The organism is Allolucifera butyrica (genome assembly GCF_900476375.1).
In the GTDB taxonomy this organism is placed as follows: Bacteria; Bacillota; Negativicutes; order Sporomusales; family UPPP01; genus Lucifera; species Lucifera butyrica.
Genome location: NZ_UPPP01000055.1, coordinates 97,711 through 123,858 on the forward strand (window position 1 = coordinate 97,711; position 26,148 = coordinate 123,858).

At 47.5% G+C, this 26,148-nt stretch carries 24 protein-coding genes and 1 tRNA gene; 13 read left to right on the forward strand and 12 right to left on the reverse strand.

The genetic code is table 11. The features are described 5' to 3' along the window. Positions 1–252: 252 nt before the first annotated feature. The 8 genes from LUCIF_RS03080 (at position 253) to LUCIF_RS25790 (ending at position 8,160) form a co-directional block, all read left to right on the forward strand. Complete coding sequence (locus tag LUCIF_RS03080; protein ID WP_122626406.1) at positions 253–1,389, forward strand: ABC transporter substrate-binding protein; 1,137 nt, start codon at positions 253–255, stop codon at positions 1,387–1,389. Then, entirely contained in the window at positions 1,379–3,157 is a 1,779-nt protein-coding gene (locus tag LUCIF_RS03085; protein ID WP_122626407.1) for a sensor histidine kinase, read from the forward strand. Before LUCIF_RS03080 ends, LUCIF_RS03085 begins: the two co-directional genes overlap by 11 nt. An 89-nt stretch (positions 3,158–3,246) precedes the next feature. Further along, on the forward strand, positions 3,247–4,092 hold the full coding sequence (locus tag LUCIF_RS03090; protein WP_122626408.1) for a fumarate hydratase: 846 nt from the start codon (positions 3,247–3,249) through the stop codon (positions 4,090–4,092). A gap of 15 nt (positions 4,093–4,107) precedes the next feature. Beyond that, entirely contained in the window at positions 4,108–4,665 is a 558-nt protein-coding gene (locus LUCIF_RS03095) for a Fe-S-containing hydro-lyase (RefSeq protein WP_122626409.1), read from the forward strand. A 151-nt stretch (positions 4,666–4,816) separates the two neighbouring features. Then, the gene (locus LUCIF_RS26945; protein WP_279386942.1) at positions 4,817–4,945 is read left to right on the forward strand and encodes a hypothetical protein; all 129 of its coding nucleotides are present in this window, start codon (positions 4,817–4,819) and stop codon (positions 4,943–4,945) included. After that, positions 4,942–6,177, forward strand: coding sequence for a M20/M25/M40 family metallo-hydrolase (locus tag LUCIF_RS03100; protein ID WP_165865867.1), 1,236 nt, complete (start codon positions 4,942–4,944; stop codon positions 6,175–6,177). Before LUCIF_RS26945 ends, LUCIF_RS03100 begins: the two co-directional genes overlap by 4 nt. 323 nt (positions 6,178–6,500) lie before the next feature. Next, positions 6,501–7,739 (forward strand): Glu/Leu/Phe/Val family dehydrogenase, encoded by a 1,239-nt coding sequence (locus tag LUCIF_RS03105; RefSeq protein WP_122626411.1) that lies wholly within the window; start codon positions 6,501–6,503, stop codon positions 7,737–7,739. A gap of 184 nt (positions 7,740–7,923) precedes the next feature. Continuing rightward, positions 7,924–8,160 carry a hypothetical protein gene (locus tag LUCIF_RS25790; RefSeq protein WP_126720566.1) on the forward strand — a complete coding sequence of 79 codons (237 nt, stop codon included), beginning with the start codon at positions 7,924–7,926 and terminating at the stop codon, positions 8,158–8,160. A gap of 114 nt (positions 8,161–8,274) precedes the next feature. Here the strand turns inward: LUCIF_RS25790 and LUCIF_RS03115 are convergent, their stop codons facing one another. The 7 genes from LUCIF_RS03115 to LUCIF_RS03145 all read right to left on the reverse strand — a co-directional run bounded on the left by LUCIF_RS03115 (position 8,275) and on the right by LUCIF_RS03145 (position 14,316). Next, positions 8,275–8,844 (reverse strand): glucose-6-phosphate isomerase family protein, encoded by a 570-nt coding sequence (locus LUCIF_RS03115; protein ID WP_122626413.1) that lies wholly within the window; start codon positions 8,842–8,844, stop codon positions 8,275–8,277. Between the two features lie 197 nt (positions 8,845–9,041). After that, complete coding sequence (locus tag LUCIF_RS03120; protein ID WP_122626414.1) at positions 9,042–9,500, reverse strand: hypothetical protein; 459 nt, start codon at positions 9,498–9,500, stop codon at positions 9,042–9,044. 91 nt (positions 9,501–9,591) lie between these two features. Beyond that, complete coding sequence (locus LUCIF_RS03125; RefSeq protein ID WP_122626415.1) at positions 9,592–10,623, reverse strand: ABC transporter ATP-binding protein; 1,032 nt, start codon at positions 10,621–10,623, stop codon at positions 9,592–9,594. Next, the gene (locus tag LUCIF_RS03130) at positions 10,610–11,455 is read right to left on the reverse strand and encodes an ABC transporter permease (protein ID WP_122626416.1); all 846 of its coding nucleotides are present in this window, start codon (positions 11,453–11,455) and stop codon (positions 10,610–10,612) included. The genes LUCIF_RS03125 and LUCIF_RS03130 overlap by 14 nt, the downstream gene beginning before the upstream one ends. Next, positions 11,445–12,371, reverse strand: a complete 927-nt coding sequence (locus tag LUCIF_RS03135) for an ABC transporter permease (RefSeq protein ID WP_122626417.1) — start codon at positions 12,369–12,371, stop codon at positions 11,445–11,447. The genes LUCIF_RS03130 and LUCIF_RS03135 overlap by 11 nt, the downstream gene beginning before the upstream one ends. Continuing rightward, positions 12,338–13,450 carry an extracellular solute-binding protein gene (locus LUCIF_RS03140; protein ID WP_122626418.1) on the reverse strand — a complete coding sequence of 371 codons (1,113 nt, stop codon included), beginning with the start codon at positions 13,448–13,450 and terminating at the stop codon, positions 12,338–12,340. The genes LUCIF_RS03135 and LUCIF_RS03140 overlap by 34 nt, the downstream gene beginning before the upstream one ends. 137 nt (positions 13,451–13,587) lie before the next feature. Next, positions 13,588–14,316, reverse strand: coding sequence for a glycerophosphodiester phosphodiesterase (locus tag LUCIF_RS03145; RefSeq protein ID WP_122626419.1), 729 nt, complete (start codon positions 14,314–14,316; stop codon positions 13,588–13,590). Between the two features lie 721 nt (positions 14,317–15,037). On the opposite strand from LUCIF_RS03145, the gene LUCIF_RS03150 reads away from it, so the two are divergent. Further along, complete coding sequence (locus LUCIF_RS03150; RefSeq protein ID WP_122626420.1) at positions 15,038–15,862, forward strand: methyl-accepting chemotaxis protein; 825 nt, start codon at positions 15,038–15,040, stop codon at positions 15,860–15,862. A gap of 216 nt (positions 15,863–16,078) precedes the next feature. Here the strand turns inward: LUCIF_RS03150 and LUCIF_RS03155 are convergent, their stop codons facing one another. The 4 genes from LUCIF_RS03155 to LUCIF_RS03170 all read right to left on the reverse strand — a co-directional run bounded on the left by LUCIF_RS03155 (position 16,079) and on the right by LUCIF_RS03170 (position 20,964). Further along, entirely contained in the window at positions 16,079–17,719 is a 1,641-nt protein-coding gene (locus LUCIF_RS03155; RefSeq protein WP_122626421.1) for an alpha-glucoside-specific PTS transporter subunit IIBC, read from the reverse strand. Positions 17,720–17,980: 261 nt separating this feature from the next. Next, positions 17,981–19,306: a 6-phospho-alpha-glucosidase gene (locus LUCIF_RS03160; RefSeq protein WP_122626422.1), complete on the reverse strand. Its 1,326-nt coding sequence runs from the start codon at positions 19,304–19,306 to the stop codon at positions 17,981–17,983. A gap of 345 nt (positions 19,307–19,651) precedes the next feature. Then, the gene (locus LUCIF_RS03165; RefSeq protein WP_207856906.1) at positions 19,652–20,440 is read right to left on the reverse strand and encodes a MurR/RpiR family transcriptional regulator; all 789 of its coding nucleotides are present in this window, start codon (positions 20,438–20,440) and stop codon (positions 19,652–19,654) included. Between the two features lie 182 nt (positions 20,441–20,622). After that, a complete protein-coding gene (locus LUCIF_RS03170) occupies positions 20,623–20,964 on the reverse strand; it encodes an arsenate reductase family protein (protein WP_122626424.1) in 342 nt (113 codons plus the stop codon). A gap of 440 nt (positions 20,965–21,404) precedes the next feature. Between LUCIF_RS03170 and LUCIF_RS03175 the strand changes: the two genes are divergently transcribed. The 3 genes from LUCIF_RS03175 (at position 21,405) to LUCIF_RS03185 (ending at position 24,490) form a co-directional block, all read left to right on the forward strand. Then, complete coding sequence (locus tag LUCIF_RS03175) at positions 21,405–22,814, forward strand: aspartate ammonia-lyase (RefSeq protein ID WP_122626425.1); 1,410 nt, start codon at positions 21,405–21,407, stop codon at positions 22,812–22,814. 59 nt (positions 22,815–22,873) lie between these two features. Then, positions 22,874–24,247 (forward strand): class II fumarate hydratase, encoded by a 1,374-nt coding sequence (fumC, locus tag LUCIF_RS03180; RefSeq protein ID WP_122626426.1) that lies wholly within the window; start codon positions 22,874–22,876, stop codon positions 24,245–24,247. 168 nt (positions 24,248–24,415) lie between these two features. Further along, a tRNA-Gly gene (locus LUCIF_RS03185) sits at positions 24,416–24,490 on the forward strand. Positions 24,491–24,791: 301 nt separating this feature from the next. Here LUCIF_RS03185 and LUCIF_RS03190 read toward each other — a convergent pair. Further along, positions 24,792–25,337: a hypothetical protein gene (locus LUCIF_RS03190; RefSeq protein WP_122626427.1), complete on the reverse strand. Its 546-nt coding sequence runs from the start codon at positions 25,335–25,337 to the stop codon at positions 24,792–24,794. 303 nt (positions 25,338–25,640) lie between these two features. Here LUCIF_RS03190 and LUCIF_RS03195 point away from each other — a divergent pair, with 303 nt between their 5' ends. After that, entirely contained in the window at positions 25,641–25,886 is a 246-nt protein-coding gene (locus LUCIF_RS03195) for a hypothetical protein (protein ID WP_122626428.1), read from the forward strand. The last annotated feature ends 262 nt before the right edge of the window (positions 25,887–26,148 follow it).

A 26,148-nucleotide genomic window follows, 5' to 3' on the forward strand; every position in this document is an offset into this window, starting at 1 on the left:
GGCCCAGGGGACAACCAAAGCGGCTGAAGCAGTTAAAACCCCTAAAAACAAACAAGCCAAAAAATCAAAATGAAACAAACGGGGAACGGCAGGATTGCCGTTCTCTTTATTTGGAGCGAGTCTTTGTATTTTGTCATCCCTGCGCCACGAGCCGACGTTAGCGGTTTTTCCTAAAAAACTGCTGATTTTAGGTAATTCTGGTAGGATTTGTCGGACTTTACCTGGAATAGATCGTCAGAAGGGGGCGGCGAAATGAAAGGATGGAGATGGATCCTTGGTGGGGGGCTGCTCATAATTGGCGTTATCGTCTTTGTTTGGGGCGGTACCTCACCGCGGCCAATCCAAATCGGTTTCGCCGGGAGTCTGACAGGCCGGATTTCCGATCTTAGTATTGACAGCCGGGACGGAGTCATGCTGGCCGTGGAAGAAACGAACCGGGCCGGTGGAATTCATGGCAGACCGGTGAAACTTATTGTCAAAGACGACCATAATAATGCCCACGAAGCAATCCGGGTCGACCGGGAACTGATTAGCCAGGGGGTTTCAGCCATTATCGGTCATGTGACCAGTTCCATGACGGTGGCTGCCTTACCTCAGATCAATGCAGCCAGGATGCTTCTTATCAGCCCGACGGCCACCAACCCGAGAATAAGCGGGTTGGACGACTACTTTATCAGGGTGATTCCCGACTTAGCGGACACAGCCAGCTTACAGGCGGATTATGCCAGACGCAAATTACATTTGCGGCGAATCGCCATTTTATATGATATGTCCAATGCGGAATATGCCATGCAGTGGACTACGTATTTTAAATTTCGTTTCGAGAAACTTGGCGGCAGGGTAATCGATATTGATCGTTTCCATACCAATAGAGAAGCGGATTTTTGGGACACCATTCAAGCCATGCTCGCCGGGCACCCTGACGGAGTGCTAATTGTAGCCGGTGCCGTCGACTCGGCATTATTTTCCCAGCAGGTCCGGATGCAGAATGACCATATACCCATCTTATCCAGCGGCTGGGCTATGACACCGGATTTTATTAACCATGGAGGACCGGCGGCGGAAGGAGTTGTTTTTGCCCATCCCGCCGATTTAGAGAGCCGCAGCAGTAACTACTTAAAGTTTAAACAGGCCTTTTACAAACGGTTTGGCCGGCTGCCTGGCTATGCTGCAGCCTACGGTTATGAGGCGGTCCGGGTGTTATTCCGGGGTTTGGCTGCCGGCAGACGGCCGGAAGAGATCAAACAGGCAATTATCAATCATCGGGTTTTTGACGGCTTATGGGGACATTTTGTTATTGACGAAAATGGTGACACCATTAATGAATCCAATATTATTACCGTTCAAAACGGGAAGTTTGTAAAGGTGGATTGGAAGGATGAGCAATAGCAGAAGTTTAACCCGGGTTCTTACCATGCAGTTTCTCTTACTGGTTGTAGTACCGCTGGCAGCAATCAGTATCTTGACGCTGCAGCTTTTAACCAAGGAACTGGATAGGCAGATTACCAGTAAAAACTTGCTGCTGGCTTCTTCCATGGCCGATCAGGTAGATGCTTTTTTACAAGATGCAGAAATGGCTTTACGGCAGGTTGACGCCGTTATGGAAGTCAGTAGAGTCGATGAGCGAAAGCAAAGATATCTGGAAGCATGGATCCGAAATTATCCTTATTTTGAAAGTCTTCAAATATTGAACCGGGACGGGAGAGTACGGTATATTGCTCCCTACCGGCCCCATTATACGGGTATCAGCATGGCGGGGCAGCCGTTTTATAAGGAAGCGCTGAGTACCGGGGTGATCTACTGGTCACCCGTATTCATTTCCCAGCAGACCGGTCAGCCGACCCTCACGGTTACTTTACCTACATCGGCGGGAATGGTAGTAGGTTTTTTAAATCTGGGCTGGCTGAGCGATGTATGTATTCAGGCGACACGGGATGCCCCGGTATGGGGCGGTATCATTGATAAAGAAGGGACGATTATCGGTCATTCGGACCGGAGACTGGTCAATGAACGGACGAATTTAGGCGATGCGGGCTTTGTCCGCCGGAGCCTGCGGGTACAGTCGGGCACCTATCGGGATATGGTACAAGGGCAGGATACATTGATCAGTCTGGTTGCCGTCAACCGGACGGGCTGGCGGGTTGGCGTGTTTCAGAGTGCGGCCCAGGCCTTCCGGCCGGTAGAAGCAATGCGTAATATTTTTATTGCCGGCTCTTGTCTTGCTGTTGCACTGGCGCTCTTTTTAGCTTTGTGGCTTTTGCGAAAAATATTGAACCCTCTGGCGGATCTGACGAATCACACCCGGCAGATTGCCGACGGCTGCTATGACCTGGTTGTACCGACAGGTGACTTTAAAGAGTTTGATGAGCTGGCCGGTCATTTCCAAACCATGAGTGAGGCCGTCCGTTCCCGGGAAGAGGACTTGTCGGGCAAGCGGCAGGAACTGGAGAATTCTATGGTGACGCTGGAAAAAAGAAACCGGGAGCTTGACCAGTTTGCCTATGTTGCTTCGCACGACTTAAAGGCGCCGCTGCGGGCGATTGCCAATCTGTCTCAATGGATGGAAGATGATCTGGGACCGGTTATAACGGGAGAGACCCGGCGTCATATGGAATTGCTGCGGGGACGGGTAAAGCGGATGGAAAATTTAATCGAAGGGATTCTGCAATACTCCAGGGTTGGCCGGATTGTTACCGGCGCCGAACCGGTTGATGTGGAAGAGATGGTGCAGGACATTGTTCAGGAATTGGAGCCTTTGGGGGGACTTAGCGTAAGAATAGAAGGAAGTTTGCCCGTAATTACTGCGGAGAGAGTGCGGCTGCGCCAGGTATTTGCGAATTTGATCGGTAATGCCGTTAAATATCATAACCGTCCCGTCGGGGGGAATGTAGTTATTGCCGGCAAACGGGAAGACAGCTGTTATGCGTTTACCGTGGCTGATGACGGGCCGGGGATTGCTCCGGTGTATCATGAAAAAATTTTTGAAATGTTTCAGACCCTGCAGCCGCGGGACAGGGTTGAAAGTACCGGCGTTGGCCTGGCTTTGGTCAAAAAGATCGTAGAGGGACAGGGCGGTCAGATAACAGTCCACTCCCAGGAGGGGGAAGGAGCGACGTTTTGTTTTACCTGGCCGGTTCAGGATAGTACGGAGCTATGATCAGCCTATTCTGGCATAATCGGCAGGAAAATTTTCCGATATTGGGGAAATATATAATAGAGTGCAGAAGGAATAAGGAGGGCTTGCCGATGCGTACGCTGGAGGCGGCGGAAATTACAGAAGCAATCGCGAAATTGGCGGTTGACGCCAATTATTATCTGTCGGACGATATCTTCGAGGCATTAAAAGCGGGAGAGCAAAAAGAAGAGTCCCCTTTGGGCAGGGAAATTCTGGGTCAGTTGATCAGTAATGCCTGCATAGCACGGGAGGAAGCCATGCCGATTTGTCAGGACACGGGTATGGCCGTGGTTTTTATGGAATTGGGGCAGGATGTGCATGTTATAAACGGCGATTTGACGGCAGCGGTCAATGCCGGGGTGGCAAAGGGCTATGCCGAAGGATACCTGCGTAAATCGGTGGTGGCCGAGCCCTTGTTCCAACGCAGGAATACAGGCGATAACACGCCGGCGGTATTGCATGTTACGGTGGTTCCCGGAGATCGGGTCCGGATTACATTGGCCCCCAAAGGATTTGGCAGCGAGAACATGAGTGCTTTAAAAATGTTTAAACCGTCTGACGGCGTGGAAGCAGTAAAAAAGTTTGTCGTTGATACGGTATTTCAGGCCGGATCGAACCCCTGCCCGCCGATTGTCATTGGTATGGGTGTCGGCGGAACAATGGAAAAAGCAGCATTCTTGGCGAAAAAGGCATTGCTGCGTCCGGTTAACCGGCACAATTCCCAGCCGGAATATGCCCGGCTCGAGGAAGAGCTTCTGAGCCTGGTTAACCGGACGGGAGTCGGACCACAGGGATTAGGAGGCCGGATTACGGCACTGGCGGTAAATATTGAATATTATCCGACGCATATTGCCGGTTTGCCGGTGGCAGTCAATATTAATTGTCATGCCACGCGGCACGCTGAAATTGAACTCTAAGGAGTGTGAAGGGCCATGACACAACCCATTCATATTACGACGCCGCTGACCGGAGAAACTGCGCGCAAGCTGAGGGCCGGGGACAGTGTGCTTATTTCGGGTGTGATTTATACTGGACGGGATGCCGCCCATAAACGGATGATGGAAGCCCTGGACCGTGGTGACAAGCTGCCTGTTGAGCTCAAAGACCAGATCATCTATTATGTTGGACCGGCTCCGGCTAAACCCGGTCAGGCGATTGGTTCCGCCGGTCCGACGACAAGCGGGCGTATGGATGCGTATACGGTACGCCTCCTGGATCAAGGTTTAAAAGGTATGGTCGGCAAGGGCTACCGTTCATCGGAGGTAGTAGCGGCCATGCAGCAGCATGGGGCAGTATATTTTGCGGCGATCGGCGGGGCGGCAGCTTTGATCGCCAAAGCAGTCAAAAGCTACGATGTAGTAGCGTATGCCGACCTGGGAACCGAGGCAATTGCCAAGCTCCGTGTGGAAAATTTTCCGGCCATTGTAGCAATTGACAGCCGGGGTGAGAATTTTTACGAACAGGGTCAAAAGCAGTACCGTCAGTTATAGGTTGGATCAAAAAACGGATACAACGGCTTCAATGGGGAAGCAAAGCTGCGAGACAACAAGTGGCTGCGGCTTCCGCCGGCCTAAGAAGACTTGGCAGCGCCAGGTCTTCAACTATTTTTATGCAGAACTTTCCTAGGAGAATTATTGTCGAATGCCAGACTTACGAAAAGTGGGACAGATAAATTTTTCTGTGGCAACCTATTGGCGGCGGCAGGGAATACTAACTAAAACGAGTAAACTATTATACATACCGGAATGGAAAAAGGAGGAAGTCCTGTGAGTACCTTAAAAGAGCTGGTGGCTGGCCAGTTCGCAGATTATCTGAAGGATCTGGAAACAATTACAAATATTGATTCGGGTACAGGCGACGCGGAAGGCAGTGCGAAAATTGCCGATTTTTTAAAACAACGGCTGGAAGAGGCCGGCGGTAAGGTGGAATTCCGTAATAACACCAGGGGAACCCATGTGATCAGCCGCTTTAAAGGAACGGGAACCCGGCGGATTTTGATGATTGCCCATACCGATACCGTTTTTCCCAAAGGAGAGGTGCAAAAGCGTCCCTTCCACTTTGATGAGCAGACAATGAAAGCGTATGGTCCGGGTGTGGGGGACGATAAAGCAACCGTCGTGCAGACTCTTTATATTATGAAGGCGCTCCAGAAATTGCAGTATGACAAATACGGTGAAATTATGCTGTATTATAATGCGGAAGAAGAAACGGGTTCAAAAACCTCAAGTGATATTATCATTGAATTGGCCAAACAGGCGGATTTGGTTATTATTATGGATACGGCCCGGCCTAATTGGGGCATTGTGACCCGCCGCAAAGGCAGTGCCAAATATGAAGTCAAAGTAGAAGGCATTGCCGGTCATGCCGGCAATGTACCATACCGTACAGCCAGTGCCACCATGGAGTTGGGCAATCAAATTACCCAACTGTTTTCCCTGGCGAGCACACTGCCCCGCGATCCGCTGAGTCTTACCCCGGACAGATTGCAAGAGCAGGGAATTATGGACTATGGACAGTTTATTCCTGAAAATACTATTAATGTAGGCATGATCGGTACAACCAACCAGAAAATCAATGTTATCCCCGACAATGCTTTTGCCAAGTTTGAGGTGCGCAGTTACAAAATGTCGGAATTGGAACGACTGGATAGGGAAATCAAAGCCTTGGCCGAGAAGAGCCTTGTTCCCGGAACCAAGGTTAAAATCAGCGGTAAGATTTCCATGGGGCCCATGGAGAAGACACCGCAGGTTCAGCAGTTGGTAAATACCTACAAGGAAGTTGTGCAGCGGGAGTACTATGCGCAAGTGGTTGAATGGGTAGCCGGGGGAATTACTGACGGAAATCTGGCCGCCCGTTACGCCCCCACCATTGATGCGCTGGGCGTGGAAAATGGCAAAGAACATACGCCGGATGAGTATGCCGACTTAAAGACGGTAGGACCGCGTACCGTGGCCCTGGTTGCATTTATTCAGCAAATATCGGAACAACAAACGAATCATTAAAAGAAAAAACCGCGGCCGCGGTTTTTTTTTACCCTCGTAACCTTCGCTCCAAACTTTGTATCACGAGCTCTTATGAATCATGGTCTCTTTTTCCAAAACCCAATTACCAATTTCCAATTACGAAAAAACGCGTTAGCGGTTTTTCTTATTACAGTATCTGCTCATAATAGGGGGGAGTGGTGGAAAGATAGTTTATAGGGGAACATATCCCGGGTACATGTGTACTCAGTGAAATATTTATTTTGATTTGTAGTGTATTTTGTGTACAAAAAGCACTAGACAGGAGGGAAAAATCGCGATACCATACAAGTGGAGGTGCTAAAATGCAGAATATTTTTGAAATGGCAAAAAAACCGCTGGAACAGGCATCCCAAATTCTAAGACTTGACCAAAATGTATCCAGCCTGTTGGCTCATCCGGAACGGACATTGGAAGTGCATATTCCTGTCAGAATGGATGACGGACGGCTGGAGATCTTTACCGGGTATCGCTCGCAGCATAATACCGCACTGGGACCGGCTAAGGGGGGCATCCGCTTCCATCCCGGGGTAACGATGGATGAAGTAAAAACCCTTGCTTTCTGGATGACTTTTAAGTGCGCCGTTCTCAATCTGCCTTACGGTGGCGGCAAAGGGGGCGTCATCGTTGACACCCGGAAATTGTCCCGGTCTGAACTGGAGCGCCTGGCCCGGAGTTATATGCAAAAAATTATGCCGGTGATTGGCGAACATCAGGATATTCCGGCTCCGGATGTAAATACGGACTCCCGGATGATGGCCTGGATGATGGATGAATATAGTAAATATCAGGGCTATAACGTACCCGGTGTAATTACCGGTAAACCTAAGACCGTAGGCGGTTCGGCCGGACGGGGTTCAGCCACCGGCCGGGGAGTTATGTTTTGCATCCGGGAAGCCTTTAAAAAAATGGCCATTCCTATGAAAGAGGCCACTGTGGCTGTGCAGGGATTTGGCAACGTGGGCGGTTTCTCGGCGAAACTGCTTTTCGATGCCGGGGCGAAAATAGTTGCAGTTAGTGATATGTATGGCGCCATTTATAACCAGCAGGGTCTGGATCCCTATGACATAGAACGGCATGTAAAAGAGACCGGTTCCGTGGCCGGCTACAGGCGGGCGGAGACCATGACCAACGGACAATTGCTGGAATTGCCGGTTACCGTACTGGTTCCGGCCGCCCTGGAGGGACAGATTACATCCGGCAATGCAGACCGGATTCAGGCCCGCATTATTGCCGAAGGGGCTAATGGACCGGTAACGCCGGATGCGGATTCCGTTCTGGCCGGCAGAGAAATTATGGTGATCCCGGATATTTTGGCTAACGCCGGTGGAGTTACGGTAAGCTATTTTGAATGGGTGCAGAATTTATACCGGTATTATTGGACGGAAAAAGAAGTCCATGCCCGCCAGGAAGACATGATGGTCGATGCTTTCGCCAAGGTATACGAAGCGGCGGAACGCTATCGGACCAGCTTGCGGGTCGGGGCCTATATCGTGGCGCTGGAGCGGCTGTCCGAGGCCATGCGCTTGCGCGGATGGCTGTAATGTTTCTTCCTTAATTTGTTGGAAAAGACCAATCTTATGAGCGGTGATTGTACTGGGCTTGTTCCTGGTACTTTCCCCGCCGCTTGATTGGTCTTTTTTTATTTAGGGTTACCCGAACCAAACCGGCTGCCTTGACATAAAATATAATAGATTGCCGAATGAATGGCAGGGAAGGAGGTGTAGTATGAACTATTTTTTTAATAGTACACCCTATCGCCAATATATTGTTTTTGATACGGGCCGGGGCTGTGTCGGTTACGGGTGGCCGACTTGCTTCGATAACTACTGGTGCCGTCGCCGTTATCGGCGCCATTGCCACCACTATCGCCGGTTTGGCGGTTACTACCATCCCGGGTATCGGAGGTTTTCGTATTATCCCCAATTTCCCCTTTCCTTCATGATAACGGACTGTGGTTGTTGATCATTTCTATAACATAGGAAAAAGCAACCGGGAAGAGATCTCTTCACCGGTTGCTATATCTTGCCAATCATTATGACAAGGCCGTGCGGGCATCGTCCGTCCTTGTTGCGGAATTTATAATACTTTGGATACGATATAAGACCCGTTATAAAAGAACACGCGCCGGCCAAAGGGCTCATCGAGACTTTTTTGATAATTATGCCCGGCGTTGGCCGGCCAGAAAGCGATAAACACAAACGGCTCCGACAGGGAGGTATTAATGGTCCGGTGTCCCCAGCCGGCTGGAATGTAGGTTATAACGTCCGGTTTCATTTCTAACCACTTTGTTTCCTGACCTTTCTGTAGGAGCAGAAGTCCTTCTCCTTTTAGGGTGAAAAAGACTTCCGAACATTTTTCATTAATGTGATAATGTCCCTTGGTCATGAAAAATTCCCCGTTCACCTGACCCGGATTGATCACAGTGACGGCCTGCTCCAGCTCTCCTGCGATAAGGGGAGCCGTTTTTTTGTACACGCGATAGATTACCTCATTGTTGGCGAGAGCCATTTGCTGGCGAATGTCTTCCGCCGCGAAATACCTGTGCATGTCGGAAAGTTTACGTTCCTCATAGTGGTCATAGTTTTCCAAGATGTTCTCCTGCCGGTTAAACACGGTAAAGAAGCCAGCCTCAATTTTTTCGTTCATACTCCGACCTCCTAGCCTTCGATATGTTCCGGAGAGTATCTCTCTATTTATTACTATACACTGGGAAGCTGCAACTTTCCAGAATTTTCTTTTACTATGCCGGAATTTAATATAATAGATAAAAGAAGGCAGCGCATTATAAATAGAAATGCACTGCCTTCATTATAAAAAAATTCGCGCCCTGAATTCAGAAGTTTTTAGCGGCTCCACCAGGAAAAGAAGAAAGAATCATGGCTTTCGTATCCGTTACGGTCATCCCGCAGGAAAATAAATGAACCGTTGTGCATAAAGCCTACACTGACTAATTCGTCGTCATCATTATAAAATAATACGGCGTCGGTTATGCGGCGCCCGCGGTACCAGAAAGCATCAGAATAACGGTTTTCCCAGCGATAGGCGTGTAATCCCGGGAAACGGTCGACCCAGTCCTGATCATAAACCCGTGCCATATGGCCGGGCGGGAAAAAGGCACGGCGTTCATGCCAGCGGAACGGTACCGGAGCATAGTCCGTTCTATACCAGCCATGATGATACGCCCTGGCCGACCAGTCGTGGTGGTGACCGCGGTCATGATCGTAGTCATAATATTGGGCGCTGACGGGTGAAGACAGGGATAAAAGGAAAACGGTAAGCAGTAGAAACAGCGTTTTTTTCATTGGAAGCCCCCCTTACATTTTGGCTTCAGTATAACGGAAAAGTATGACAGAATCATGACAAAAAATGTAAGGGTTAAAAGGGGATTGCAAATTATTTTAGGAAGGTGCAGGCGCTGGCCGGGATGTCGACTCCGACCTGGCATCCTTCGGCGAAGTGATCTGTTTGCAGCGGATTGTGCAGCATATCAACAAGGAGAGCGGTATCTTCGATTTGAACGGTATAGCGGATTACATTTCCCAATAAAGCTTTTGCTTTGATGGTACCCGGCAACAGGCCGGGCTGGCAGGAAGCGGATAAGGAAATTAATTCCGGCCGTATGGAAACGGAACGGACCTGCTGGTCAACTGCCTGCGTGACCGGCAAGGGAACGGAACCTTGCAATGTATTCAAGCAACTGACGGGCAATAAATTGGTTGTTCCCACAAACTGGGCAACAAACGGCGAATTGGGGTGATGATACAGTTCGTCAGGGGTTCCGGTTTGGATGATCCGGCCATCCCACATAATAGCGATCCGGTCGGAGAGGGTGAGTGCCTCCTCCTGATCATGGGTAACAAAGATGGTGGTTATTTTGAGCTGACGTTGAATACTTTTGATAAACTCCCGCATGGAAAGGCGAATCTTCGCATCCAGGGCACTTAGTGGTTCATCCAAAAGTAAAATCTTGGGCCTGGGAGCCAGAGCCCGTGCCAGGGCCACGCGCTGCTGCTGCCCGCCGGACAGTTCCTGCGTTCTGTGCCGGGCCCGGTCGGCCAGTCCGACCGTATCCAGGATACCGGTAACCCGCCGGGCGATGGTTTGGGTGTCGGTACGGCGCATTTTTAAACCAAAGGCAACATTATCAAATACATTCATATTGGGGAACAGGGCGTAAGACTGAAAGACAAAGCCCATATCCCGCTTATGGGCCGGCAAAGGGCCAATATCTTGTCCGGCCAGACGGATTATGCCGCTGTCACAGGGCAAAAAGCCGGCTAAAATGCGTAACAGAGTACTTTTACCGCAGCCGCTGGGGCCAAGCAGGGTCAAAAATTCCCCCTGGGCAATGGATAAGTGGATGTCTTGTAGGGCGATGCGGTCTTTAAAGCATTTTTTCAGTCCGTTAATTTCAAGATAACTCAATTAGATAATCCTCCTCAGCAGCGGCTGTCTTCTGCCGTTTCCGTTTTGCGTCGGTTTCCTGCAGCCTGAGAATGGTCATGGTTGCCGCCAATATAAAAACATAATAAATGACTACGATGACACTGGCTAAATGTCCATTTTCCCAGCTTACCTTATATAAATAGAGCTGTAAGGTTTGGTAGGCCGAACCGGTCAGCAGATTAGCCAGGACGAATTCTCCGAACAAAACGGAAAAGGAGAGCAAAAAGGCGGTCAGTATCCCTGGCAGGATGTTGGGAAGAATTACATAGCAAAAAGCCTGCAGCCTGTTAGCGCCCAGCCCTTCTGCTGCCATGACCAGGGTGACCGCATCCAGGGAGCGGAAACTGTTGGCCGTTGCCTGGTACATGTATGGCAGCAGCAAAACAAAATAGGAACCAAGCAGTATCCAGATGGTTCCGGTCAATACCAGCGGTTTGTGACCGTAAAGGTCAATCAGTCCTATGGCGAGGATAACGGGCGGAAATACAAAAGGCAGGTTGGCCAAAAAACGCAGCATGGTTTCCAGGCGGGGATAATAAAACAAGACTACCAGAACGGTTGGGATGATGACGGTCATTCCGAGAATGGCGGCCGCCAGGCTGACCATAAGGCTGCGGCCCAGGGCCGGAAAAAAGGCGGGGTCGCCGAATAAACGCCCGTACCAGACAAAGGTATAGCCGGTGGGCAGAATGGTGGTTTGCCATTCCCGGGCAATGGAAAATAGAAACGTGGCCAGAAGGGGCAAAAATAAATATAACAAAATGCAACCCAGCGTTATAGTAGGCCAAAGGCTTTTCTGGTTAGCCGCCATGGCTGCGCCTCCTTTGGTATAGGCTGATAAGAACCTGATTGGCAAACATAATGCCGAGAGTGCCGGTAATCAGCCATACGGCGATGGCCGCAGCCAGATTGGGATTCAGGTCGACATTGCCGGCAACCAGACTGCCGATGCGCAGCGGCGCCAGATTATAATTGCCGCTGGTCAGGGCATAGGCCGTAGCGTAGGCGCCCATGGCATTGGCAAACAGAATACTGAACGTACCGGTTAAAGCCGGCAGGATCGCCGGCAAGCCCACGTGAAACCAATAATGAAAAGTAGTGCCGCCTAAATTATGAACAGCGTCTTTCCATTCCGGCCGCAGGCCGAGAAAAGAGGGATAAAGCAGCATAATTGCCAGGGGAACCTGAAAATAGATGTAAATCAAAGTCAAACCGGTCCAGCTGTATAGCGTAAAATAGTGATACAAGGGAATGCCGGCTGCTTTTAAGCCCAAGGTCATCAGCCCGTTGGTGCCTAATAGAACAATGAAGGCAAAGGCCAGGGGGACCCCGGCGAAGTTAGAGGTGAGGTTTGTAAGGACCAGCAGATGGTTCCGGTACGATTCCGGCAAGTTGGTCAAGGCGCTGGCGCCTGCCATACCGATGCTGAGACCGATGAGACTGGAAACTAGGGACAGGGAGAAACTGTTTTTCAGCGCCAGCAGATAGAAACGGTGGCTTGCCACTTCGGAATAATGAAATAAGGATAAACCGCCTGCAGGGTCTTCCAGACTTAACAGGAGCATACGGCAGAACGGCAGAATTTCAAAAGCCGAAATTAGAATTACGAAGGAAAAAAGAGGGATCCAGCGACCGCCTCTTTTCAATGAGCTAATTGCCGGCAGTTGTTTAAAACTAAAAGCCGGTCGTGCCGTTATTGCAGTTTGCTCAGCACATTTTCCTGCCATAATGCGGGCAACTCCTTTGTTGTCTTTTCCCAGGCGGCAAAATCCTTAATCGGACGGGCCGATTTATAAGCAGAAGCGGGGAGAAGTTTGGCAGCGACTTCCGGCGGCAGTTTTACCGGACGGATCGGGCGGGCAAACCCTTTCGCCAGATTGATCTGTCCATCGTCGCTCAGGATATAATCGACCATAGCCCGCGCGGCGTATGGATGGGGTGCCGCTTTGTTGATCATGTAGACATAGGCCGAAATGGAAGAGCCATCTGTGGGCACAACAACTTTCAGTTCATCCATCTTTAACTGGTTCTTGTAACCAAGGGCATTAAAATCATTGAGAATGGCAATCGGGACTTCCCCTTTCTGGATATTGGCAATGGACAGGTCAATGGCTTTGATGTTGCCTTCAGCGGCTAATTTGGCCATAAAGTCAATTCCCGGTTTAATGTTGGCCTCGTCACCGCCATTGGCGAATGCCGCGGCCAGGACTCCCATCATGGCTTCATTGGCTTTGGTGGGATCGCCGACGACGACCTGTTGTTTGTATTCGGGCTTTAGGAGGTCCTGCCAGGAAGTGGGAACGTCTTTAACCAGTTTCGTATTAACGAGGAAGGTGATTGAGCCGGTATACCAAGTTGCCCAATGCCCGTCCGGGTCTTTGGCCCACGCGGGGATTTCATCCCAGTATTTATTTTTGTAAACTGCCGATACCCCTTCGGCTTTCGCTTTGGCGCCAAAGCCGATTCCGATATCACCCAGGTCGGCAACGGGATTGTCTTTTTCTGCTTTGAACTTGGCGATTTCCTCGGCGCTGGACATATCCGTGTCGGTATGGGTAATACCAAACTGTTTGGCGAAGGATACCCAGCTGTCTTTCCAGTTAGCCCAGGAGTCTGGCATGCCGTACGAAACAATTTTTCCCTCTTTTTGGATCGCCGCAGCCAGTTCTTTACCCTGCAGCATCTTGAATTCGCCGGCGGGCTTGGTGTTGCCGGCAGTACTGCTCGCCGGACTGCTGCCGCAGCCGGTAAGGAAAATGCCGGCCGCCATAATTGCCGTAATGAATAAAGAAACCTTTTTAAACATGCTTTTTATTCATCCCCTCTGCATTTACTAATGGTAAAAGATTCTAATCGCAGTATACTATACAGAAAGGATCCGCTTGTTAAGAGGGTGTTAAATTCTTGTTAAATACTGGTAAATGACGCGGGAAGCTTGGATTCTTACGGCAAGTCTGGCCAGCGGTCGGGGTAATCACTGAAGATTCCGTCAACCTGGGCCTGACGGGCTGCGGTGAACGCGGCGGCTTCATTGACGGTATAGGAGTTGACGCCGATGCCGGCATTGTGAGCTGTCGCCACCCAGTCACAATCCAGGTAGTGCCAGTGAGGATGGAGATAATCCGCTCCGGTTTGCCGGATCAGGCTGAGTACATCAACGGGACGGCTTTCAAATAAAACGCCGGTTTTGAGACGGTTGTCCAGTTTTTTCACGGCAACCAGGGAAGGATGATAGAAGGAAGAAATAATGATCCGGTTGTAAAGATCAAAGCCTGGAGGTGCCAGCCGCTTCATAATGGTCACGATTTTTTCTTCGATGCCGCCGTAGACGGCCGGGCCGTTCTTAATTTCAATATTTAAAAGCAGCGGGGTGGTTACATACCAGGAAAAAAATTCGGCAAAGGTCGGGATGGTTTCGCCAGCAAACCGGGGTGAAAACCAGGCGCCAAAATCCAGAGTTTTCAGTTCGGCCAGGGTAAAGTTCCGGAGCCAGCCACTACCGTTACTGGTCCGGTCAATGGTGTGATCGTGACAAATGACGAGTTCTCCGTCTTTTGTGGCCTGTACATCCAGTTCGATACCGTCGGCCCGGCACTCCAGGGCCATACGAAAAGCCGCCATAGTATTCTCCGGAGCGTAACCGCGGGCACCGCGATGAGCATAAATAAGCATATAGGAGCCTCCCATTTTTTGATAGTGTCCCACTTTTCACAGTCCTCTGTCGTTCGGCAATAATTCTCCTGAAAAAGATAAACTGGGGGAATTTTAAACAAAATATAAACTTATTATTTACTTTGTGGCTATAAACTGGGAGAAATATTGTCGCTATAAGTTCAGGGTGTGAAATGTGAGATTTTATTATATACCATTGTACTAATGCCGGAGAGGAAAGCCAAGCCTGCCGGAACATTCCGTCCGGCAAAACAGATCAAGCTGATGCCCGCGTAACGGCACCAGCTCGCAATATTGTTTATCTTCGGATGAAATAAAGGGTTTAGCCAGTTTTTAAAATAAGGAAACGGACTGTTTTTTCTGATGATACGATGGATAAACAGCTAGGAAGTAAATTCGGTGCTGGTAGCAAAAACTTCCGGGAACAGTAGAACCCATAAGCTAATAATCAGCACCAGGAACCAAATCACCCGGTTGGTTTGAAAAAACCACATGGCGTATCCTCCTTTCGGCTGTAAACGTGTTGTACTATATACTATGAGGAAGAATGCTTAGTGGTTCTAAGAAGAACTGAAAAGGAGAAAGCGTAAAAATTGTTTAACCGGAGAGATAAAAAATAAGAATTAAATACCACTCGGTTCTTGTCGAAGCATGTCTTGGTTTATAGAAATATATTGTGTTATAATCATTATTAGAGTGATTACTGAGGAGGTATAGGCCGGTGCCGGAAATATCAGAATACGATGCATTAATTAAAGCTGCAGATACGATTCAAAAAATTGTTCCTTTGGATTGCTGCGTTATGGTCTGCGATGCAGAAGGCATTTTAGTAAAGTTTGTTCCCGCAGAAACATTTGATATGAACGTAAGGGAAGGAACCGGTGTTGCTAAAGGCGGTTCATTGGGAGATTGTCTGAAGACCGGTCAGCCGGTGCAAAAAGTTCTTCCCAAAGAAGCGTATGGAGTTCCTATCAGAGCCATATCCTTTCCTATTTATGATAATGGCAAGCTCATTGGCGGTATTGCAACAGGAATCAGCCTGGCGAACCAGCAGCGTTTGCTGGACGTTGCCGCAACTCTTGCCGCCACTTCCCAGGAGATGACGGCTACGACGGAAGAATTAGCCGCCGCCGCCACCCATCTATCGGCAGGTTTGGTGAAAATCGAGGATGTTGGTAAAAATGTGTCTACGGAAGTAAAAAATACGGACGACATACTCCGCTTTGTTAGCGATGTTGCGTCGAACTCTAATTTGCTTGGCTTAAACGCCGCCATTGAGGCTGCCAGGGCGGGGGAACACGGGCGCGGTTTTGCGGTTGTGGCGGAAGAAATAAGGAAAATGGCGGTTAACAGTGCGGAAGCGGTTAAGGATATTAAAGCCATTTTAAATCGGATTAAAACCGATGTCGAAAATCTAAAAACTACGGTTCAGGAAAATGCGGCGATGGCGGAAAGGCAGGCAGCCGCTACGGAGGAAATTGCCGCCTCGATGCAGTCTTTAGTCGCTTCGGCGACGGAAGTTGAAAAAGTGGCCAAAATTATTTGATATATAAATTTATAAGGGGCAATATCTTGAATGCCCCGGTTGATGCCGGAAGCCCTGCACATAAGTGTGGGGCTTTTGCTTTTTGCTTTACCGCGTAGGACTACCCTTAATGTACAAATCGGATGGTGATTTTATACTTTTTCTTAAAATGTTGCAATCACTGTTTCGGCCGCTTTAGCCTGCATGCCGGATTGAAAACTGAGCTGTGGATATTAGTCAAAATTGCTGATTGCGTTGCATGGCTTCCTTTCTCCCATCCGGTTCTGCCGTTAGCAACGCCTCGAACCGTTCTCTCAGTTGAGATACGGAAAGACCGACAATAACCTGAATTGCTTTGCCGTTATGCACTAACCCGTGCGCTCCGGCAGTGGTAAACGCTTTTACGTCCTGTACCAGTTTGTCGTTTTTAACGGTAACCCTGAGACGGGTGGCGCAATTTGTGACTTCTTCAATATTATCTTTGCCGCCTAACGCTGCCAGAAATGCGGCTGCTTTTCTGTCCCGTTCATCCAAGCCGGCGTTATCACTTATACCTTTTAATTTATAATCGGCTCGGGTATATAACCGGTCGGTCGTTTCATCATCACTGCGTCCCGGCGTTTTAAAGTCAAAATGTACAATTAGAAACCGAAAGACAACAAAATAGATGCCGGTAAAAATAAAGCCGATGACGAACTGGGTAATATACGTGGAGGCATGATATTTAAATAACGGGATCCAGTTCAGTACGGCATTTTCAATCAGACCGCCGCCAAAATCACCGACAACACCGAAGGCGTAGGAAACAGCCGCCAGTGTTGCCGCTAAAAGGGCATGGACGGCAAACAGCAACGGGGCAACAAACAAAAAGGTGAATTCCAGTGGCTCAGTAATTCCACAGAGCAGTGCCGTCAGCGTGGCTGGAATTAAAAGCCCGGCAATCGCTTTTCTTTTGGCCGGCTTTGCCGTTGCGTACATTGCCAGCGCAATCCCGACGGAACCAAACATTTTCGAGGAACCGTGCAAGGCAAAACCGCCTTGGGGAAACATTTCTTTCAATGAGTGAGCCGATGTGGCAAAACTGTTCAAATGTTGAAAAAAGTACTGTTTAATCCCGCCGTCAACAACGGCCGGCCCAAAAATAAACGGGGTATAGATAAAATGATGCAGTCCGGTGGGGATCAAAATCCGCTCTAAAAAGGTATACAGCCAGACGCCAAAGACGCCGCTCACTTTTAAGAATTCCTGCAGGGAAGCGATACCCATTTGCACATGCGGCCAAAACAGGCAAAAAATATAAGCAATGGGGAGCATAATAAAAAAGCCGGCAATAACTACGAGGGAAGAACCCTTGAAAACACCTAAAAAATCGGGTAGATTAACATCGAAAAGTTTGTTATGCAAATACACGGATATGGCGGCGATGAAAATGGCTCCGAGCATCCCGATATCCAGCGTTTTGATGTTGGCAATCATAGCCAGGCCGGAACCGCTGGCCGCTTCCCGGGTATAATCCACACCAAACAAGGGACCCCATAGGGTTAACATCGCCGAGATATAATAATTGAATACTATATAAATTACAAAAGTCTCCATAGAAGCCCGGGCATGATTTTTTTGCGCCAGCCCGATCGGCAGGGCGATAGCGAACAGAAGGGGCATTTGATTAAAAACAGTCCACGCACCCTTTTCCACGATAAACCAGAAATCATACCACAGGGTTCCTTTGGCGGCTATACCGCCGACAATATCAGGATTCTTACATAGAATTGACAATGCAACCATAATGCCGAAAAAAGAAAATAATAAAACCGGGGTAAACATGGCACCGCCGAAACGCTGTACCTTTTGCATAATAAGTTCTTTACTTTTGGACAAAGCAAACCCCTCCTCTGAACCTTAAAATACCGGTTTATTTTTATAAGTTCGAATCGGTCCCAATGGGAATTTTCCCAAAATTCAAAATACTGAGGATGGTAATTTCTTTAGCACAGAAAACATGATACTTTCCGGACTGTACAAACAGGATTAAAAATTACTGATTCTAAGTTAAATAAATAAGGATATCGGACTGCCGGATTAGAAGATTCTATATTCCGAAACGCTTTATTGCACAGTCCAATATCCCAAGTTGCATGCTTATTTTAATTCCGGCCAATATCCCCGGTTGGCGTCAATCAGATCGTCAAGAATCTGCCTGGCGACGGAAGCGCTGGGAACCGTTTTGGACAGCGTCAACGCCTGCCAGAGTTTTTGATAGCTGCCGTGAATCCAGGCTTCTACCACCAGCTTTTCCACCGCCGCCTGCTGCTCCATCAGGCCTTTCTGGAACTGGGGAATCTGGCCGATGCAAGTCTTTTCGTAACCACTGGAACCGATAATACAGGGAATTTCGACCATGGCCGTCGGGTCGAAATTCTCGATAGCACCGCCATTTTCAACGATTAACAACATCCGGGCCTTGGTATTGAAGGCGATGGCCTCCGCGAGATCAACGATATAGGTAGCATGGGCGTCGGTTTCAAACCGGCAATGTTCCGCCGTTCCTTTTTCAATAATTTCCCGGGCAATGGCGAAGACGTTCTTTTCACGATGCTCCATGACTTCATTGGCTCTGGTATAGGTTGGGTCCGAATGCCGGACAACATAATCCGGAAATAAATAATATTTAAGATAGGTGTTCGGCAGCGTATCCGGGTCAACCGCATAGACATCTTTTACCTTGGCAAAGGTGTCATTCCAGCTCTGCTCTGTTTCCCGGTGAGCTTCCGGATTGACAACATAGCCGTATTTAGCCACATGCTCCTTAAGCTTTGGCATCAAGTCATGGCCTTTCCGGTCGCGGATATCGCTCCACCAGCCGAAGTGATTCAGACCGTAATATTTTACAATCATTTCCTGGCGGCTTTTCAGTCCAAGAATTTCCGCCATGCGTTCTTCTATGCCGACAGGCATATCGCAAATGTTGATAATTTTGGAATTTGGACGCAGCCGTCTGGTTGCTTCGGCGACAATGGCCGCCGGATTGGAATAATTGAGCATCCAGGCATTGGGGGAGTATTTCTCCATAAAGTCGATCATTTCAAGAATGGCACCGATGGAACGCATGCCGTAGGCAATGCCGCCGGGACCACAGGTTTCCTGTCCGAGTACGTTGTAACGCAGCGGAATTTTTTCGTCCTTTTCCCGCATGGCATATTTGCCGACCCGGATGTGGGCCATGACAAAATCGACGTCGGTGAAGGCTTTTTCCGGATCTGTAGTATAGCTGAATGCAATTTCCGGCGCTTTTTCCCGCAGTAAAATTTCGCAGGCTTTGGCGATCGTTTCCTGGCGCTCGGCATCATTATCATAAAATTTAATTTGACGAAGCGGCAAGCGCTGCCGATGATTGAGCAGCATTAAAACAATGCCGGGTGTAAATGTGCTGCCGCCACCGGCAATAACAACGGAATATTTCTCCATTTAGCAATTCATCCTTTCCTGATTAAAAGAAATCAATTTCATCCCGGGATGTCTTACCAAACTTATAATAAAAGATTTCCCGGCTGCGTTCAACCGGTTTTGGCGATTCTGGTTTTGCAACACAATCCTGGAGTTTATTTCATTTTCCGTATTTTATTACATATATAAGAAAAACCCGAGGGGTTTTTAAATTGAAAGAAAGTATTTTACTTTTCGGCTTTCTTAAGAAGAATGTGTTATTTGGAAACAATTCGAAAAGTTATATTTTCTGATCCCACAAAAAAGGAAAGACAGGACGTGGAGCCTGTCTTTTCTGCTTTTCAAACTCATTCAGCCTTTTCCGGCTTATCCTTTTTCGTTATCCAACTGTGCTTTTTTGTAGGATTGATATTTTATGAACCAAATTTCAATCACCAGAAAATAAATCATCAGGGATTTGTACGGTGGCAGGGTTTGGTCGGCATAAAGCGAGAATTCCGCCGTCGCAATATAGATATTTTCCGTGCTCAAAGCCGCCAGGGTATTGTCTTGCAGGTGGGTAAAAGAAATCAGCGGCACTCCCTGTAGCCTAAGCTGCCGGGCTACTTCGACCACCAGCGGTGTTTCCCCGCTTAAGGAGACAATAATAACGAGGTCATTGGGCGTCAGTGTTTTTGCCACGGAAATAATTTCGTCTTTGCCCTGTATTTCATAGATTAATACTTTATCGAAGAGAAAGAGCCTTTTTAGCTCTTTAACTACATTACTTTGTACATAGCCGGAGCCATAAGCGATAATACGGTTGGCGTTATGGACCAGTTCATTAAGCCGGTTAAAGTTTTTTTGCTCCATTTCCCGGCTCACCCGCTGATACTGGTCAATTATTTTTTTTATAGCATCGTCTTCCGGAATGGACACCTGGTCTTTTTCCAGCTTCAGCAAAGTTTTCAGGTCACTGAAGCCATCAAGGGATAATTTTTGCGCAAACCGCACAACCGTTGTTCCCGAAACGTTGCAGGCCGCCGCCAATTCGTGGACCGACATCCGCCGGCATTCATTCTTATGATTGTAGATGTATTTCCAGATAATATAATCTGTCTGATTCAGCTGGTGCTGATGTTTATTTATCAGTTCTTCCAGTCGCATGATTTTCATCTCACTTTTATTTTGGGATCGGAAAGTATAACTTTTCGGGTTGTTTCTAAAAATAACACATTCTTCTTAAGAACCGAAAAGTAAAATACTTTCCTTCCACTTAAAGACCCTTTAGGTCTTTCTTGTATGGAAAAAGTATACTCTAAATTGCCGGAAATGAAAACCATAGGCTGCTGACCGGGTTAGGATTTTTGCCACAAACTCCAGGTTTCAGGCTGATAGCCGACGGTTGCTTTGGAGCCGTTGCGCACAATAGGCGTTTTAAAAAGCAACGGTACGGTTAATAACATTTCCTCAACATTATGGGCCAGATATTTTAGGTTCCGCTTTTCATATTCTTTACCCGCAGTATCAAGGAGCGGCGTTAACCCGCCCACAGCAGCGCCGACGCTTTTGAGTTCCCCTTTGCTTAAGCCCTTTTGGGATAAGTCTATAAACTGGTATTGGATGCCGCGTTCTTTAAACCACCGTTCGGCCTTGCGGGTATCCTGGCATTTCCTGGTTCCCCAGATTTGTATGTTCATGCTGGTAGACCTCACTTATCGGAATTTCATTATTATTATACGGCAACTTATGATTGGTAACAAAGTAACTTATTTTTCGTTATACCCAGGAAAGTGTTGTATAAATAACTGATTGGCATTACGACCATGCATAATAAAACAATGAATGGCAAGAACGGGAACGCAAACCGTAATTATTCTAATATTTGAACTCGTATTTGCCGCTCTGGCCGCCTACTTTATAGCCGGAGAATTGGCTGATGAATAATCCGTCTGCGGTTAAGCGCAGGGATTGATTTACTGTTTCTGTTGTGGTAAGATGATTTTGAATAGGAATGTATACAAAATACAATATACAAAATGCAGTTGATATCAGCTTAGCAGAGCTGGAAGCTCGGATTAAGGCAAGATTTAAACAAGCGTAAGAATAAAATAACAAGCTTGCGAAGAGGAGGATTATAATGCGTATTGAGAAGGACTTTCTTGGCGAGATAGAGATTCCGGATGATGTATATTATGGGGTGCAGACGACCCGGGCGATACATAATTTTTCGATCACAGGACATATGTTGAATGAAGATTTTGTTACCGCGCTGGCCATTGTTAAGGCCGCGGCGGCCCGGGCCAATATGCGGACCGGCCGGATGCCGGCCCGGATTGGTTCGGCAATTGTGCAGTCGGCAGAAGAAATTATCGCCGGTCAATGGCGGAACCAGTTCGTGGTGGATTGCATTCAAGGCGGCGCAGGAACCTCCATGAACATGAATGCCAACGAAGTAATTGCCAATCGGGCCTTGGAAATACTGGGAGAAACCAAAGGCAATTACGCGTTGATTTCCCCAAATAATCATATAAATATGGCTCAATCGACCAATGACGTTATTCCGACGGCCATCCGGATTTGTACTATCCACAAAGCCAAAAAACTGATGGAAGCACTCAATGCGCTGGCGGATGCTTTTAAAGCCAAGGGGGAAGAGTTCTCACAGGTGCTAAAAATGGGGCGGACCCATTTGCAGGATGCTGTGCCCATCACCCTGGGACAAGAGTTTCATGCTTATGCCGAAGCGATCAAGCGTTCCATACACCGGATCGAAGTCACTGTGAAGTCGCTGCATGCCGTTAATATGGGGGCGACAGCCGTAGGTACCGGACTAAACGCCGAACCGGAGTATATTACCTTCGTCATCGAAGAACTTAGCAAATTGACGGGCGAGACAATATATTCCGCCAAGAATATGGTGGATGCGACGCAAAATACGGATGAATTGGCAGAGTTCTCCGGTACACTGAAAGTAAGCGCTCTGGCACTGTCCAAAATTGCCAACGATTTGCGCTTAATGGCCTCAGGGCCCAAATGCGGTTTGAACGAACTCTTGCTGCCCGCCATGCAGCCAGGTTCTTCGATTATGCCCGGCAAGGTGAATCCCGTCATTCCTGAAACGATGAATCAGGTTGCGTTCCAGGTGATCGGCAATGACCTGGCGGTGAGCATGGCCGTGGAAGCAGGACAGTTTGAATTGAATGTCATGGAACCGGTTATGGCCTATAATCTCTTTAACTCGCTTACTATTTTGACCAATGCAGTGAATACCCTGAATTACAAGTGCGTGCAAGGGATCAAGGCCAACGTAAAGCATTGCAATTCAATGATTGATGTCAGCGTCGGGGTAGTAACCGCTTTGCTTCCTCATATCGGCTATGAGCAGTCTTCGATGATTGCTAAAGAAGCACTCAGCACCAGCCGTCCGATTAAAGAGATTGTTGTCAGCAAAGGATTATTGACGGCCGAACAGCTGGAAATCATTTTGTCACCTGGTGAGATGACGCAGCCCGGTATTGCCGGGAAACAATTTTTGCCTAGCGCATGATTATACATACTGCTAATATAAATACTGAGAGACTATTTTAGTAAAGGAGGAGCGAGGGAATGGAATATCGGATTGAAAAGGACAGTCTTGGTGAGGTCAAGGTGCCGGCGGATAAATTGTGGGCTGCCCAAACAGAAAGAAGCTTTGAGAATTTTAAGATTGGTACGGAAAAAATGCCGGTGGAAATTATCCGGGCGTTTGCTACCTTGAAAAAAGCGGCCGCATTGACGAACCATAAATTGGGGCAGCTTGATGAAAAAAGGACTAAGGCGATTGCTCAGGCGTGCGAAGAGATTCTTGCCGGTAAACTGGACGAGCATTTTCCGCTGGTGGTATGGCAAACCGGCAGTGGTACGCAGTCCAATATGAATCTTAATGAGGTGATTGCCAACCGTGGCAACCAGATATTAGGTGAGAAGCTGCTGCATCCCAATGATCATGTCAATAAGGCCCAAAGCTCCAACGATACTTTTCCGACCGCAATGCATATTGCCGCCGTGGTGGAACTGGAAGATACCCTGTTGCCGGCGGTGGAGGAGTTAAAAGCGACCTTTGCCAGGAAAATGATTGATTTTAAAGACATCATTAAAACCGGGCGCACCCATTTGCAGGATGCGACGCCGCTGACGCTGGGACAGGAGATCAGCGGCTGGCACCGGATGCTGGAAAAAGCGGCAGGAATGATTAAGAAAAGCATCGAAGAATTAGGCGAGTTGGCTCTGGGTGGAACAGCCGTGGGCACCGGTCTCAATACCCATCCCCGGTTTGGCGAAACAGTAGCCGCAGAAATCAGCGCCCTCACCGGGAAAAAGTTTATTACCGCCAGCAATAAATTCCATTCGCTGACCAGCAAGGACGAATTGGTCTTTGCCCACGGAGCGCTCAAAGCCATGGCCGCCGACCTAATGAAAATTGCCAACGACGTGCGCTGGCTGGCCAGCGGCCCCCGCTGCGGCATTGGCGAATTGAAGATCCCGGCAAATGAGCCGGGCAGTTCGATTATGCCCGGAAAAGTGAATCCCACTCAATGTGAAGCGCTGACCATGGTCGCCTGCCAGGTTATGGGCAATGATGTAGCGGTGGGGATTGCCGCCAGCCAGGGTAATTTTCAATTGAATGTCTTCATGCCCGTATGTATCTATAATTTTCTGCAGTCGGTGAGGCTGTTGGCCGATGCCATCCGCTCCTTCAACAAGAATTGCGCCGTGGGAATTGAACCCAACAAAGAAAAGATTGACTACTATCTGCGTAACTCTTTAATGGTTGTGACGGCTCTCAACCCATATATCGGATATGACAATGCCGCCCAAATAGCCAAAACAGCCCATGCTCAGGGTATTACACTAAAAGAAGCCGCCATTAAGCTTAATCTTCTGACAGCGGAACAATTTGACGAATATATCAGACCGGAAAATATGGTAGGGAAAGAATAAAATAGAAAAGGCCTATCCCATGCCTTTCCACTTGAACTTTACTTTCAAATATGCTATATTAATATTCGCAGTAAGTTTTATTGTCTACTTGTTGTTTTCAAAAATCGGCCCCAATGAGCTCATCGGAGCCAATACCACATGGCCGGAACCTCAGTTAGACTAATATATGCGGGCGTAGCTCAGTGGTAGAGTACCGGCTTCCCAAGCCGTGGGTCGCGAGTTCGAATCTCGTTGCCCGCTCCAGTAAAATCAAGGCCTTCGGGCCTTTTTATTTTGTCTTAGGCGTGCAATCGGTGTGCAACGAATGGGAAAATTAGAACCTCCTCAAAGACTGAGGAGGCCTTTTTATTTTATAAACTAAGCAATTTTATCTGCAATTATTTTACTGTTTTCGGGATAACATACCAGAATACATGGGCGTAACGGAAAAGACTGTAAAAAATCACCTAAAAGAACATGGCGGTTCCTTGGTCGATAATTGAGGAGTTGTTTTTAAAAAGCAAAATGATTATAAAAAAAAGCCGGCATATACCGGGCAAACAAGTTAATTTTTAAATTTTAAAGTATTTACTATTTCTCTAATTAAAACCGATTCTTGGTCATAACTTTCAGGTTTTATAAGAGCTGATATTGAAATGACTTTATTGCCAGGGTAGATTTCATAAGATATTTGATAGTGTAAATCATTATTGATAGACATGAGACCGCTAACCATTACACTATTGGCACCGGAAAGAGAAAATTTTTCAGTTTGTTTCTTTGTAATCCAAGTGGTTTTGTTCCATGAGTCTATTAACTTATCAGGAGTTCCTTTTCCTACCGAAGAAAATATTTGAATCCTTATATGGCCATTTGGTGAGTTACCGGCAATCCAAATAACATCTTCATTTGTCCAATCTTTTTCCACCTGATGCTTTTTAATTACCCAATTTGCCGGAAGTATTATTTGAAAATATGGAGTATCGCAGACGACTGTCGATTTACCTTGTAATTGAATATCAGAAGGTAAAAATGTGATTTTCTGATTTTCTGCAGATGTATGCATTGGGATAAATAAAAAGATCAGGAGTGCCAGATAACAACGTTTCAAGTTCATACCTCCTTTTTTTAACATTATTATAAAGTATTAACCTGGAAAACGCTAACAATCAGAGTAGAAAAAAATCAAGAAAACAATCTGTTTTCCGATTCGGAAAATATCGAAACGAAATTGAGTTTTTCCGAATCGGAAACGCGGCTATATATAAATATATAACTGCGACTTTTCCCTCACGGTCAAGGGGAAAAGAAAGTGTGGGGGTTGAGGTTCCCCCACAAACATCCTTTCCCTTTCCTTGACTAATAAAAATTTCTACTTAAAAAATGAAATGTAAGATATTGGTAAGGTGATAATGTGCGAAAGAAAACAGTAAGTAAAGATTTGAGAGTAGCGAGATTTATGCCACCACTCCGGCATTCAATTCCGGGAAAGGAGTTCGATGTCAGAAATAGTGAAGTCATACAGTGGCTGACTAAAAGCCCAGATATTTTAAATTATGTCTGGAATAACATCAAGAACAGTGGATCTGTTGTTTATGGTCCGGAAACGGGTAAATGGCAGGGGGAGATTATGAATCAGACGATGATTGAATTTTTATAGCTATGAAAGTCCCCACTACAACGCATCAGGAAAAGAAAGTAGCCGTGGTAAATTTTATGAGCCGCCAGAGCTTGCAGATGCCCGGCAAAAGCTTACAGTCTATTTGGGACGTTATGAAAAACGTATTTTTTTGTTGTACGTGAGGTCGTAAAATTTTGTCTACAGCCCGGCATTTCAAGTGGTAAAAACGTAGTTTTTTATAAAAATATAAAGTATATATATAATTTTTTTAGTAAAAATAAAAAGTATAACCTATATTTTT